Genomic DNA, 14,186 nt, shown 5'->3' with positions numbered 1-14,186 from the left:
AAAGACGAGATTGTAGTGCAGAAATGCCAAACGTACTTTTGAACTAACCCAATGGTCAATTAAATAGCAACACAAATAGCAACAAAAAGCCCGCCAAATCCTGCGATCGGGCGGGCTTTTTACAACAAAAGCAGCTTATCGTGGCAGAACCGACGAGCCCATCAGGAATTCATCGACAGCGCGTGCGCACTGACGGCCTTCACGGATGGCCCAGACCACCAACGACTGGCCGCGACGCATGTCGCCTGCGGCAAACACCTTGTCAACCGAGGTCTTGTAGCAGCCATCGCCGTCGGTGCTTGCCTTGGCATTGCCACGCGTGTCCTTATCGACACCGAAAGCGTCCAGCACCTGTTGCACCGGTGATACGAAGCCCATTGCCAGCAGTACCAGGTCGGCTTTCAGTTCGAATTCGGAATTCGGCACTTCCTGCATGCGGCCGTCCTTCCATTCAACGCGGGCCGCAATCAGCTTTTCAACCTTGCCATTCTTGCCTTCGAGGCGCTTGGTAGCCACTGACCAGTCACGGTCGCAGCCTTCTTCATGCGACGACGAGGTACGCAACTTGGTCGGCCAGTACGGCCAGACCAGCGGCTTGTTTTCCTCTTCCGGCGGCTGCGGCAGCAATTCGAACTGGACCACCGATGCGGCACCGTGGCGATTGGAAGTGCCGACGCAGTCGGATCCGGTATCGCCGCCGCCGATCACGACGACATGCTTGCCAGTCGCCATGATCTGGTCCTTTACCTTATCGCCGGCATTGACCTTGTTCTGCAACGGCAGGAATTCCATTGCGAAATGCACGCCCTTGAGTTCGCGGCCCGGTACCGGCAAGTCACGCGGGTTTTCTGCACCGCCCGCGATCACGATCGCGTCAAAATCCTTCTTCAGCTGTTCGGTCGAGACAGTTTCCTTGGCCCAGTTGTAGACGTTGGACGGGAAATCCTTGCCGACGAAGACGCCGGTGCGGAAAGTCACGCCTTCGGCTTTCATCTGCTCGACACGACGGTCGATGTGCGACTTTTCCATCTTGAAGTCGGGAATGCCATAACGCAGCAGGCCACCAACGCGGTCATTCTTTTCAAAGACAGTGACGTCATGGCCGACGCGCGCAAGCTGCTGCGCCGCTGCCAAACCTGCGGGACCGGAGCCGACGACAGCGATTTTCTTGCCAGTCCTGGTAGTCGGGATCTGAGGGACGACCCAGCCGTTTTCCCATCCTTTGTCGATAATGAAATGCTCGATCGACTTGATGCCGACCGGGTCATTATTGATGCCGAGCGTACAGGCAGCCTCGCAAGGTGCAGGACAAATACGACCGGTGAATTCCGGGAAGTTGTTGGTTGAATGCAGGTTATCGAGAGCTTCCTTGTAGTTGCCGTGATAAACCAGGTCGTTCCAGTCGGGAATGATATTGTTCACCGGGCAGCCGTTATTGCAGAACGGGATGCCGCAGTCCATGCAGCGCGCGCCCTGCACCTTGGCATCGGCGTCGCTCAGGTGGACGGTAAATTCCTTGTAGTGCTTCTTGCGCGAGGTGGGTGCTTCGCTTGCTTCCTGCAAGCGTTGGAATTCCAGAAAGCCGGTTACTTTTCCCATGATGTTCCTTGAGTATTTTTTCTTGTCCCCCCTCCCTTTCAAGAGGAGGGGCGGGGTGGGGATGGGTTTCGTCGTTCATGGACAAACCCATCCCCCACCTAGCCTCCCCCTTGAAGGGGGAGGGACAGTTCAGCCGTTGATTGTTATGCTGCGACCTTTTCTTTCGCCTGTGCCGCTACGTGGAGTTCGCCGAGAGCACGCTTGTACTCCGTCGGGAACACCTTGACGAACTTGCTGCGGGCGTTGGCCCAGTCGTCGAGCAGGTTACGTGCGCGGGTGCTGCCGGTGTACTTGAAGTGACGCTCGATCAGACCCTTGAGGATCGCTTCGTCGGCCTGGCCTTCGGCACCACGTGTAGCGGCGTGCCAGATCGAACGGTCAATCTTCGCTTCCTGTTCAGCGGTGGACAGCACCGGCTCCAGGGTCACCATCGACATGTTGCACTTCTTGGCGAAGTCGCCGTCCGGATCGTAGACATACGCGATACCGCCGGACATACCTGCTGCGAAGTTGCGGCCAGTGCTGCCCAGTACGACGACAGTACCGCCAGTCATGTATTCGCAGCCATGGTCGCCAGTGCCTTCGACGACCGTAATCGCGCCGGAGTTACGCACCGCAAAACGCTCGCCCGCGACGCCGTTAAAGAAGGCTTCACCAGCAATCGCGCCGTACAGCACCGTATTGCCGACGATGATGTTATCGACTGCCCAGCCGCGGAACTCGGTGTTCGGACGCACGATGATGCGACCGCCCGACAAGCCCTTGCCGACATAGTCGTTGCCTTCACCAACCAGATCGAGCGTGATGCCGTGTGCCAGGAAGGCGCCTGCCGACTGCCCTGCGGTACCTTGCAACTGGATGTGAATGGTGTCATCCGGCAGGCCTTCGTGGCCGTATTTCTTCGCGACTTCACCCGACAGCATGGTGCCGACGGTACGGTTGCGGTTCTTGACCGGCGAGATGAACGACACTTTCTCGCCCTTCTCGATCGCAGCCTTTGCCTGGGCGATCAGCTTGTGATCGAGTGCGTTTTCCAGACCATGATCCTGCTCTTCAACCTGGTAGCGCGGCTCGGACGCCGGCACTTCAGGCTGATAGAAGATCTTGCTGAAGTCCAGGCCTTTGGCTTTCCAGTGCGCGATAGCCCTCGACTTGTCGAGCAGGTCGGAACGGCCGATCAGCTCGTCAAAAGTACGCACGCCCAGTTGCGCCATGATCTGACGTGCTTCTTCAGCGACAAAGAAGAAGTAGTTGACCACGTGTTCCGGCTTGCCCTGGAACTTGGCACGCAGCACCGGATCCTGGGTGGCAACGCCGACCGGGCAGGTATTGAGGTGGCACTTGCGCATCATGATGCAGCCCTCGACCACCAGTGGTGCTGTCGCAAAGCCGACTTCGTCCGCGCCCAGCAATGCGGCAATCACCACGTCACGGCCGGTCTTGATCTGACCATCGGTCTGCACACGGATACGGCTGCGCAGGCGGTTCAGCACTAAGGTCTGTTGGGTTTCAGCGAGGCCGAGTTCCCATGGCGAACCGGCGTGCTTGACCGAGGACAGCGGCGATGCGCCGGTGCCGCCATCATGGCCGGCGATCACGACGTGATCGGCCTTGGCTTTTGCAACACCGGCCGCAACTGTGCCGACACCGACTTCGGAGACCAGCTTGACCGAGATCGACGCCTTGGGATTGGCATTCTTCAGGTCGTGGATCAGCTGCGCCAGGTCTTCGATCGAGTAAATATCATGGTGCGGCGGCGGCGAAATCAGGCCGACACCCGGCACCGAAAAACGCAGCTTGGCAATGTACTCGGACACTTTGTGACCCGGCAGCTGACCGCCCTCGCCCGGCTTTGCGCCCTGCGCCATCTTGATCTGGATCTGGTCGGCGGACGTCAGGTATTCAGTCGTGACGCCGAAACGGCCCGATGCCACCTGCTTGATCTTTGAGCGCAGCGAATCGCCAGCCAGCAGCGGCATGTCCACTTCAACGCGGTCCTTGCCGATCACGGAAGCGAGTGTTTCGCCCTTCTTGATCGGGATGCCCTTCAATTCCTGACGATAACGGTTCTCGTCTTCGCCGCCTTCACCGGTGTTCGACTTGCCGCCTATGCGGTTCATCGCGATGGCCAGTGTCGCATGCGCTTCGGTCGAGATCGAACCGAGCGACATCGCGCCGGTGGCGAAACGCTTGACGATTTCCTTGGCCGGCTCGACTTCGTCGATCGAAATCGCCTTGGACGGATCGATCCTGAACTCGAACAGGCCACGCAAGGTCATGTGGCGTTTGGACTGATCGTTGATGATCTGCGCGTATTCCTTGTAGGTGTTGAAGTTGTTCGAACGGGTCGAATGCTGGAGCTTGGCGATTGCATCCGGTGTCCACATGTGGTCTTCGCCACGCACGCGGAATGCGTATTCGCCGCCAGCGTCCAGCGCATTGGCGAGGATCGGGTCATTGCTGAATGCGAGCTTGTGCAGGCGCAGCGCTTCTTCCGCGACTTCAAATACGCCGATGCCTTCGACGTTGGATGCCGTGCCCTTGAAATACTTGTCGACCAGCGCCTTGTTGAGGCCGATGGCTTCGAAGATCTGTGCGCCGCAGTAGGACATGTAAGTCGAGATGCCCATCTTGGACATGACCTTCATCAGGCCCTTGCCGATTGCCTTCTGAAAGTTGTAGATCGCTTTTTCAGGCGACAGGGCGCCTGGCAGTCCAGCGGCCATTTCGCACAGGGTATCCATCGCGAGGTAAGGATGGATGGCTTCCGCGCCGTAACCGGCGAGCAGTGCGAAGTGATGGGTTTCTCGCGCGGAACCGGTTTCGACGACCAGGCCAGTCGATGTACGCAGTCCCTTGCTGACCAGGTGCAGGTGGATAGCCGACGTTGCCAGTAATGCCGGGATCGCAACCTGATCCGCATCGACCTTGCGGTCCGAGATGATCAGGATGTTATGACCAGACTTGACGGCGTCGACCGCCTTCGCGCACAGCGATGCGATGCGTGCCTCAATGCCTTCCTTGCCCCACGAGGTCGGGTAGCAGATGTTCACCTCATGTGACTTGAACTTGCCGCCGGTGTGCTTGCTGATGTTGCGCAGCTTGGCGATATCCGCATAGTCGAGGATAGGCTGCGACACTTCGAGGCGCATCGGCGGGTTGATGTTGTTGGTGTCGAGCAGGTTCGGACGCGGGCCGATGAAGGACACCAGCGACATGACCATCGCTTCGCGGATCGGGTCGATCGGCGGGTTGGTCACCTGGGCGAACAACTGCTTGAAGTAGTTGTACAAGGGCTTGTTCTTGTTGGACATGACGGCCAGCGGCGAGTCGTTGCCCATGGAGCCAACGGCTTCTTCACCAGCGCTTGCCATCGGCGCCATCAGGAACTTCAGGTCTTCCTGGGTATAGCCGAATACCTGCTGGCGATCCAGCAGCGGAATGTCGGATTTTGGTTCGACCGGTTCGGCTTCGAGTTCGTCGAGCTTGATGCGAACGGAATCGATCCACTGCTTGTACGGCTTGGCGTTGGCGTAAGTGTCTTTCAGTTCCTTGTCGTCGATGATGCGGCCGGCGTCGAGATCGATCAGGAACATCTTGCCTGGCTGCAGGCGCCATTTCTTGATGATTTTCGATTCGGGAATCGGCAATACGCCGGATTCCGATGCCATGACGACGAAATCATCATCGGTCTGAATATAGCGTGCGGGACGCAGGCCGTTGCGGTCGAGCGTGCCGCCGATGTGGCGGCCGTCGGTGAAAGCCATGGCGGCGGGGCCATCCCACGGTTCCATCATCGCGGCGTGGTATTCATAGAAGGCGCGACGGTTGTCGTCCATCAGCGTGTGGTTTTCCCAGGCTTCCGGGATCATCATCATCATCGCCTGGGCGAGCGGATAGCCCGCCATCAGCAGCAACTCCAATGCGTTGTCGAAGCAGGCGGTGTCGGACTGGCCTTCATAGATCAGCGGGAACAGTTTCCTCAGATCGTCGCCGAGCACGGCGGACTTCATTACGCCTTCGCGGGCGCGCATCCAGTTGAAGTTGCCCTTGACGGTGTTGATCTCGCCGTTGTGGGCGATCAGGCGGTACGGGTGAGCCAGCGGCCACTCGGGGAAGGTGTTGGTGGAGAAACGCTGGTGCACCAGGGCCAGGGCGGAAACGCAGCGTGCGTCCTGCAGGTCCTTGTAGTACACGCCGACCTGGTCCGCCAGCAACAGGCCCTTGTAGACGACGGTACGTGCGGACATGGAAGGGACAAAGAATTCCTTGCCATGCAACAGATTCAAGGCCTGGATTGCGTGACCGGATGATTTGCGAATGACGTACAGCTTGCGCTCAAGCGCATCGGTCACCATGATGTCCGGCCCGCGGCCGATGAAAATCTGGCGGATCACCGGTTCTTTGTCACGGACAGTCGGCGACATCGGCATCTCGATATCGACAGGCACATCGCGCCAGCCGAGCACGACCTGGCCTTCGGCCTGCACCGCGCGTTCAATTTCCTGTTCGCAAGCAATGCGGGAAGCGTTTTCTTTTGGCAAGAAAACCATGCCGACCCCATATTCGCCGGGCGGCGGCAGATTGATGCCCTGCTTCGCCATTTCTTCACGGTAATACTGGTCGGGGATTTGGATCAGAATGCCCGCGCCATCACCCATCAGTTTATCGGCACCGACAGCGCCCCGATGGTCGAGATTTTTCAGAATAAGCAGGCCTTGTTCGATGACCGAATGGCTTTTCTTGCCTTTGATATGGGCGATGAAACCAACGCCACAGGCGTCATGTTCATTGGAAGGATCGTAAAGACCTTGCGCGTGCATAAGCTTTCTCCGCAACTTTTGATATATCGAAGCTGAAGGATAGTGCAGTGCAATAGATAGTTCAATCGAAATTAAATAGGGTCAGAGCAACAATAAGATTTCTCTTTGGTTTGCACCAAAATAAATAGGGACGGAGTAATTTTCGACGATTTTTAGCCACATCACTTGTTGTTTTGGAAATTTAATCTGATGAAGGCTTGCTGGCGATTGACGGGTTTTTTGGCGGACGCCCGCGCCGCGCCGGGCTAACTCGTCGATTAGCTTGTTTGGCAAGGAGAAGCTTGAACTGTTCTGATCCCAGAGCCCAGCCTTTGCGGGTTGCTTCCCGAAATACCGCGAGTTCGCCTTCACTCAGACCTTGTTCAGTCAAAGCCCGGTACGCCGCTTCACGCTCGAACGGCGTATTACCGAGAGCCCAAAAGACTGGATGATCATGAATTACCGGGTCAGACCGCAAACCGGCATGATGCGCATAACTGGACCAGGGATACGCTTCTGCCGACAAAACAAGCCCGGAACGCACAGGATTGAGTTCGATATACCGGCTGCATTGAAGAAAATAGCTGGAAGAGTCGATCACGGTTGCTTTATAACGACTTTGCCAGAGCGTCCCGGCGCGCTGATATTTGCCATTGAAATAAGGGACATAGTGACGGCCTACCCATTGCATCGTGCGCCCCAAGCCGATGTCATCGGTTGGCGAAACCAAAAGATGGAGATGGGTAGGCATCAGGACATAAGCGTGCACGGCAAGCTTGAACTGCTTTGCCGCATCACGAAGCCAGCCCAGAAAGGCAGCATAGTCGGCGTCGTCCCGGAAAATACTTTGTCCATCAATTCCGCTTTGGAGAATGTGATGTGGCTGATTGGGAACGACAAGTCGTGGAAGTCGGGCCATAGGAAGGTGTACTGTGCCGCCAAAATTGCGGCTGCTCCAATTCTATCCCAGCCGCCTTTGTACGCGCGTATCACATACGGGACACGCTTCTCCATACGCCCGCAACAGGAGCATATGCCAGCCATACTTACATCACGCGCACCTTTTTATTTTTATATATGGGCATTAACTGTATTGCGCCATGGGGCCTTCGACTTGCTGTAGTCAATATTTTCCACGCTATCGTGCAACGGGAGATCGGAAGAAAACCCGGCATCCCTTGGGCGCTCGTAAATCGTGCTGCGGATTGTGGTTGTGGAAGGAAGACGGCGAGCATGGAAGCGCACAACCCGAATACCTGCGCTTTTGAAACACGCATCGATTGCCGTTTCGCGCCGGGTTGGTCGTGCGCGGTAATCCAACTCCACGACCGCCAAGAGTTGCATGTCTTCATCAAAGATCGCGTAGCCAATTCTTTTTCCTTCAAGGCATGCCATCGCCGTTTTACGCAGTTTTCCGATGCCGACAGGCTCGATCAGCGCTGACAATGCCATCTGGGTGGTAACGGTGCATTCGGGAAGCGCTTTACGCAGCCGATAAAAGAATTCGAGGTCGCCGCCGGTAAGTACTGACTTTTTGCGAAATCTTGGCATATTCTTGTTGTGCAAGACGAGCCAACCGGCCAAGCCAAGAGACACAATACTGGTGAAGACAATAAATTCCTGCATGGCACACCCCATGTGCAAAAAGACAATTAATTTACCATTTATTAACAAATTGTTGATAAGGCCAGTAAATTAAAACGCTTTTCACCTGGAGATGCTGTTGTTTATCATGCAACAGAAATTTTCTTACATTGGCTCCCAGCCGGAGGCGCCAAGATGAAATTGCGTGATTTGATGCACCGCGAAGCGACAGTGATCAGGATCGAATCGCCAGATTGCGACTTCGACAGAACGGACCGCTGACTCCGGACATGTCGTAATAACGTTGAAAGAGTTTGGCGCCCCGGGGCGAGTGCGATGTGAGACCGCGGTACCCGCTCCGCTAAGGATGAAATGACGTCGTAGGTCGGGAAAGACTTTGTGAGTGGTCGTCACCAACGGCACATGCACGTGACCGCTGAGGACGATGTCGACGTCGTGCCTGGCAAAGGCATCGGCCGCGTTGCCGGCGTCGATCAGGACTTCATGCTGGTCCTCGAGCCAGGCCGTGTGCAGCGGTTGATGGGCGCAAGCAATCCGGAGACGCGGCGTCGTGGAAGGAGGAATGCGACTGGCCAGATCGGCGAGCTGCCCGGTTCTTAGCTTGCCACGCGTATGTCGGACGGGACTTGTACTGTCCAGTGCCATCACAACGGTATCCGTGCCAGTCCACATCCCGTATGGAGTGCCGAAAGCGTCACAATAGTTCCGGTAAGGCGTCAATGCCCGGGCAAGGACGTTGAACAGGGGAATGTCGTGGTTGCCGGGGATGACCATGATGGCAGGCAAATTCAACCCGTCCAGGAAATTTCGCGCGCTGCGAAACTCATGCTTGCGAGCACGCTGCGTCATGTCGCCGGACACAATGACGAGATCCGGCTGCAAAGCATGGAGTGCAATCTGCAAAGCCTGAAGGACAGCAGGTATCTCAGTCCCGAAATGGGGGTCCGACAGATGCGCGATCACTGTCATGCAGCATCCTTGCCGGCCTTTACGACACCCTCTGCATCAATGCTTGACTGCCTGGCGGTCGCTTCGGGATTGTCATTCGTATCCGTTTCGGCCGGCACTATGACGCCAAGCGCCCGTGGTGCAACCCGGAACGAAAGCGGTGCCTGACAGCGCACGATTTCGCCATCCACCACCACATCGACATAGGGCTTGTTCGTCTCCGTGTCGAACGCGTCGGTGCAGAAGGTTTCAAGGTATGGATCATTGGCTAGTTGTCGAAAGGCGCCGCGCAGTAACAACCGCACCATATCTAGCCGCGACGTAGGACGCAGAACGAAGACAGCCATACTATCTTCAGGTGTCGTTTCAGCAATCTTTGCATCCAGCTTGGCGATCTGCAGTGCGTTATTTGAAACAAATACCATGGTGGTACGCCGCAATAGCATCTCATTACCGACACGCATGCGCACCATGAACGGACGCACACCACGCAGTAGGGATACAACTGCGGAATAGACTGCGACCAGACGAAAACGTCCGAACTTGGCCTTGTGATCCTCTCTGTTGCGGATTACTTTGCTGTAAAGGCCGAAACTGGCATTGTTGAGAAATATCCTGCCGTTCACATAGCCAACGGATATCCGTTCAGTCTTTCCCGTTAGCAGGATGCGTGCTGCAGCGGCGGGGTCGCTGGGTATTCCAAGGTCACGCGCGAAGTAATTGAAGGTTCCTGCCGGAATGACGCCCAGAGTGACCCCATGCTCGCAGCAGAGTCCTGCGACCGTATTGATGGTGCCATCACCGCCAGCTGCGGCAACAATGCCTCCGGCTTGTTTTGCACGGAGTACGGTCTGTCTGCCGATTTCCAGAAAATCGGTTCCTGGCTGTACCTCGACGATGTCATAGGCTACACCGGGCACAGACAGTTCCTGCTCTACCTCACGGCGGAATGCCTGCGGATCAGTACCGCCGGCACCCGCATTCAGAATGACGCTGATCGAGGTCTGTGGCCGCTTGGTAACGCTTTGTGGAGAATGCGGTCCGATCATTGCATGGAAGCTCGCTAGCCGGTCCGGGATTGGAGATGCCGATAGCTTGCGTTCAATCGGGTCGCACTGTATTGATTACCATCATGAAAAATCCGGCATCTGCGAATAGCCATGCCGAGGCAAAATGACGATAGCCAGTTACAAAATTCGACGTGCCCAGGTAGGCTCAGGCTGGCGGCGCTGTTCCAGCGAGCGCATCACGAGCGTGCGCAATTCGTTGAGCGGGGCAATCTCGGCTTGCTCTATCCTGCTTGCCGGCTTGGCCATGTCCCAGTCGCCGTAGATGAAGCCGACCGGATGCCGGTTCAGCGTCAGTGGCAACACCATGAAACTGCGCACGGTCGGCAGCGCATCTTTCCACCAGCGTGGCACCTTGCTGATGAAAGTCGGGTTTTGGGCATTTTCGACAAAGATCATTTTGTCATTGGCCAGGGAAGCGTGGAACACGTCCGGCTGGTAGGCGTCGCCAAATACCAGTTGCGGCAGCAACTCTTGCACGCCATCGCCGAAGCACATATTGGCAATGTACTGCGACTGTTCCTGGTTGCGCAGGAACACGATGGTCCGGCTGAAGCCCAGACCCTGGTACACCGTTTCCAGTGCCATGGTCATGATCTGGCCGGAGCTTGCCGAATGCTGCGCGTCGCGCATATCGTTCACTCCGCGAGCCAGTCGAGCCGCCGCGTCGGCCGGCTTGCCGACAGGCGGTACCGGTGCAGCCTCGACTGCCTTGGCGTCGTCAGCGCTACGCCTCGGCACGCGCACGACAACCGCATCCTCATTGGCCGCCGTCTTTTGCGCAGTGTCGACCGCAGACAGCATCTGCTCTACTTCCAGACCCAGCATGTCGGCATAGCTGCTGGCCAGTTCGGCAAGTTTGGCGTCGATTTCGCTATCTTCCGATGTGAGGACTACTGCGCAGCGCGACGACACGGTTGAAATCGCTGCCAGCCAGTCTTTGTGGTCGAGCGGTTCACCAACCGGCTTGGGCGGCATATCCTGCAAAGTCTCGACAACCGCCCCCGGCAATCCCCACTGACGTGCCGCCCCTCGACCGATATCGTCAAGGCCAAGTCCGAGAATTTCACGTGCCGCCGCATTTTCGTCGAGCCCGGTCCGGGCGCTGTGCTCCTGCACAAGCTGCCATCGGTCGGCGAGGTAAAACGTGGTCATCATGCGGCCGAGCGAATGCAGCATCGAACAAACCACAGCTTCCTCGGCGTCGCGCGTGCTGGCGGAAGACGCCATCTGCCGTGCAATGTGACCGGCCAGTACGGACTTTTCCATTTCGGCGCGGGCATTTGCCGATTCCGACGAGGCTGCGGACAAGCCATCGACCAGTTTGAGGCCCAGTGCGAGATGGCCGATCGCTTCGGTCCCAAGGACGATGACCGCCTTGGACACCGTATTGATGCCCTGACCAAACACCGAGTACATCGCACTATTGGCGAGGCGCAGGACTTTCTGCGTGAGGGCGGGATCCTGCAGCACGGTGCGGGTCATGTTGAACTCGCGGTCGTCATCGCCGCGCATGGCGCCGATGATCGCGCTCACCACCTTGGAAAAACCGGGCAAGTCGCCGCGCTGTCGCACACGCGACCAGAGCAGTTCCATGGTTTTTTGAGCGCTAACAGGTTCTTTATTCAAAATGGAAGTCATGCAAACGGGTTCGCGATCATGCAGCGGCGGGTGAAGCGGTCATCGACCGCTCAGCCTCTAGCAAGGTAACAATGTCTTCAGGGAGCAATGGCCGACCGGTGTGATAACCCTGGATCAGCCCGCAGCCATGGGCGGCAAGGAAGTCGAGCTGCTCCTTGTTTTCCACGCCTTCAGCGACGGTGCTCAGGTTCAGGTGGCTGGCGAGGCTCAGGACCACGTTGCAGATCGCCACATCCTTGACGGAACCGGGCAGATCCTTGATGAAGGCGCGATCGATCTTGAGCGTAGCAATGGGAAAACGCTTGAGATAGGCGAGTGACGAATAGCCAGTGCCAAAGTCGTCAATGGCAATACGGACATTCCTGGAAGTCATTGCGGTCAGCAAGGCTTCCGCGTGCTCCGGATCCGACATCAGGATGCCTTCCGTAATTTCCAACAGCAATTGTTCGCCTTTCAGGCCGGACAAATTCATTGCTTCGTCCATGATGTCGAGGAACTGATCGTTGCGGAACTGGCGCGGGCTGACGTTGACGGACACGTAAAGCGGGCGTCCGGCGACTTCTTCAAAATGACGGATCTGCACGCAGGCTGCTTTGAGCGCCCATGCACCAAGCAGGTTGATCAGGCCATTGCTTTCCGCCATCGGAATGAACTGTGCCGGCGAGACCATGCCCTCCCCCGGGCGGCTCCAGCGCATCAGCGCCTCGAACCCCATGATCTGCCGACTGCGGGCATCGACGATGGGTTGATAATGCAACAGGAACTCACCGTCACGTACCGCCTGGAACATCGCCGCTTCCATCGACACATCATGTTCGGGCTGGGTAAATTTTTCGTGGTTGTAAACGACGCAGCGCGCCTTGCCGGTTTCTTTTGCGCGATACATGGCGGTATCCGCATGGGCCAGCAGCTTGACTTCGCTGTCGCCATGTTCGGGGAATACAGCGGCACCGATCGAGGTGCCGACATAGAGCGTATGTCCCTGGATTTCGAAAGGCAACTGCATGGTGGAGATCATGCGGCGGGCGATGATCTGAATTTCCGCTTCGGAAACCGCACCCGGAAGCACCGCGACAAACTCATCGCCGCCGACGCGCGCCAGGGTGTCGACGTCACGCAGGGTTTCCGACAACCGCATGGCTGCAACCCGCAATAGCGCATCGCCGACAGGATGGCCGAGCGCGTCGTTGACCTTCTTGAAACCATCGAGATCAAGCGCCACGACCGCAAATCCGCGCCCGGTGCGCCGCGACTGGGCAATCGCCATGCGAATCCGGTCCGACAGCAGGGAGCGATTGGGCAAACCGGTCAGCGCGTCATGGGTGGCCATATGCCGCAAGCGCTCTTCCGTGGCCTGCTGGCCAGAGATGTCTCGTCCGACGGCAAGCAATTCGGATTGGCCATGCTCGGACTGATAAACCATGACCTGCAGCTCTATCCACAACGCGGTAACCGGTGTCTGGATCCGTAGGTTGGTCTTGGAAGGCTGACTGGAATCCGAGGCCTGAGCGATGATAGCGTCGATGGCGGGACGGTCAGCTGCAAAGATAAAGGCACTGAGCGGCTTACCGGTCAGTGCGTCGCCCGGGCAAATCAGGTCTGTGGCGCGTTTGCTGGCATACAGGATAGTGCCGTGCACGTCGAGCCGAAACACCACATCGCCGGCGGCCTCCATGAGGCTGTCCAACTGGGCTGTTACGGTTGTTTCGGGCCGATCGCGACGGGTGGAAAACATTGTCAGGAGCTTATCTCGATTAAAGGCGTGGCAAATGACGGCGTTTGTAAGAGAAAAGAATGCTGCAGCTTGCCAGCTACGTTTCAGCCATCTTAACAAATTGTAGTAGGGAAATTAAGCTTGCCTTGAAATGTTCAAGAAGAAAATGCACAAAAAGTAACAAACCGCTGATTTTTCAACAAAAAAGCCCCAACTTGGGGCTTTTCGTGAATTTCGACCATGCAATGACGTGCCGCTTGTGGACGCTTACTTCGACACAAACGGCATGATCCTGTTTAGAACGGAATATCGTCGTCCATATCGCTAAAATTCGGTGCTGGACGCGAAGCCCCACTGCGGGCCGCACCACCGCCCGCTCCCGCGCCACCGGAACTCTGGCGCGGCGCCGGGGCGCTGCTGCCATAGTCATCATCCATCGGTGCGCCAGCACTGCCACCCATACCCTGGCGGCTACCCAGCATCTGCATGGTGTCAGCGATGATCTCTGTCGTATAGCGCTCGACACCATCCTTGTCAGTCCATTTGCGCGTTTGCAGGCGACCTTCGACGTAGATCTGCGACCCCTTCTTCAGGTATTGGCCGGCAATCTCCGCGAGCTTGCGGTAGAAGGTGATCCGGTGCCATTCGGTAAGCTCTTTTTTCTCGCCGGAGTTTTTGTCTTTCCAGCTTTCGGTGGTCGCCACCGCGACATTGGTGACTGCATCGCCGTTCGGCATGTAGCGCGTTTCCGGGTCGCGCCCCAGGTTGCCGACGATGATGACCTTGTTGACGGATGCCATAAATTTCTCC

General features: G+C 57.2%; 9 protein-coding genes. All 9 read right to left on the bottom strand.

Features of this window, described 5'->3' with window-relative positions; all coding sequences use genetic code 11:
• Positions 1 to 135 precede the first annotated feature (135 nt).
• The gene (locus ACFQUU_RS12025; RefSeq protein ID WP_382247317.1) at positions 136 to 1,599 is read right to left on the bottom strand and encodes a glutamate synthase subunit beta; all 1,464 of its coding nucleotides are present in this window, start codon (positions 1,597 to 1,599) and stop codon (positions 136 to 138) included.
• A gap of 143 nt (positions 1,600 to 1,742) precedes the next feature.
• Complete coding sequence (locus ACFQUU_RS12020; RefSeq protein WP_382247315.1) at positions 1,743 to 6,422, bottom strand: glutamate synthase-related protein; 4,680 nt, start codon at positions 6,420 to 6,422, stop codon at positions 1,743 to 1,745.
• Positions 6,423 to 6,603: 181 nt separating this feature from the next.
• Complete coding sequence (locus tag ACFQUU_RS12015; RefSeq protein ID WP_382247313.1) at positions 6,604 to 7,320, bottom strand: transposase; 717 nt, start codon at positions 7,318 to 7,320, stop codon at positions 6,604 to 6,606.
• A gap of 152 nt (positions 7,321 to 7,472) precedes the next feature.
• Positions 7,473 to 8,027 (bottom strand): DUF2726 domain-containing protein, encoded by a 555-nt coding sequence (locus tag ACFQUU_RS12010; protein WP_382247311.1) that lies wholly within the window; start codon positions 8,025 to 8,027, stop codon positions 7,473 to 7,475.
• A gap of 123 nt (positions 8,028 to 8,150) precedes the next feature.
• Entirely contained in the window at positions 8,151 to 8,975 is an 825-nt protein-coding gene (locus ACFQUU_RS12005; protein WP_382247309.1) for a metallophosphoesterase family protein, read from the bottom strand.
• Complete coding sequence (locus ACFQUU_RS12000) at positions 8,972 to 10,003, bottom strand: diacylglycerol/lipid kinase family protein (RefSeq protein ID WP_382247307.1); 1,032 nt, start codon at positions 10,001 to 10,003, stop codon at positions 8,972 to 8,974. The genes ACFQUU_RS12005 and ACFQUU_RS12000 overlap by 4 nt, the downstream gene beginning before the upstream one ends.
• A 138-nt stretch (positions 10,004 to 10,141) precedes the next feature.
• Positions 10,142 to 11,617 (bottom strand): HDOD domain-containing protein, encoded by a 1,476-nt coding sequence (locus ACFQUU_RS11995; protein ID WP_382247305.1) that lies wholly within the window; start codon positions 11,615 to 11,617, stop codon positions 10,142 to 10,144.
• A gap of 61 nt (positions 11,618 to 11,678) precedes the next feature.
• On the bottom strand, positions 11,679 to 13,397 hold the full coding sequence (locus ACFQUU_RS11990; protein WP_382247304.1) for a putative bifunctional diguanylate cyclase/phosphodiesterase: 1,719 nt from the start codon (positions 13,395 to 13,397) through the stop codon (positions 11,679 to 11,681).
• Between the two features lie 275 nt (positions 13,398 to 13,672).
• Positions 13,673 to 14,176 carry a single-stranded DNA-binding protein gene (ssb, locus tag ACFQUU_RS11985; protein WP_382247302.1) on the bottom strand — a complete coding sequence of 168 codons (504 nt, stop codon included), beginning with the start codon at positions 14,174 to 14,176 and terminating at the stop codon, positions 13,673 to 13,675.
• Between the last annotated feature and the right edge of the window lie 10 nt (positions 14,177 to 14,186).

Origin of the sequence: Herbaspirillum sp. GCM10030257 (assembly GCF_042666555.1) — a bacterium.
In the GTDB taxonomy this organism is placed as follows: Bacteria; Pseudomonadota; Gammaproteobacteria; order Burkholderiales; family Burkholderiaceae_D; genus Noviherbaspirillum.
Note: the sequence above shows the minus strand (reverse complement) of the source record. Positions and strands in the feature narration are given on the sequence as shown.